At 40.5% G+C, this 257-nt stretch carries 1 protein-coding gene; it reads left to right on the plus strand.

Annotated elements, in window-relative coordinates:
* A partial coding sequence (locus AAEY83_RS16580) for an aminotransferase class V-fold PLP-dependent enzyme (protein WP_351060828.1) occupies positions 1-257 on the plus strand: 257 nt, incomplete at both ends.

Below are 257 nucleotides of genomic sequence, written 5' to 3' on the forward strand. Positions count from 1 at the left end.
GTGTTGCCTTGTATTGCTGCTGTTGTTTCTCATACCATGCAAATATGTTTTGGTAATCCTTCAAGCCCGCACATCACAGGTATTCAAGCCAAGCATTTATTAGAACAAACACGTCAAAAGGCACGCACGGTTATTGGCGCAACTAATGGCGATATCCTATTTACCTCTGGTGCAACGGAGGGTATTCAAACTGCGGTGGTTTCTACACTAATTAATGCTAAAAAGCAGTCTATTAAAAACCCTGTATTATTATATGG

Source organism: Psychrobacter sp. TB20-MNA-CIBAN-0197 (assembly GCF_040309765.1).
GTDB classification, from domain to species: domain Bacteria; phylum Pseudomonadota; class Gammaproteobacteria; order Pseudomonadales; family Moraxellaceae; genus Psychrobacter; species Psychrobacter submarinus.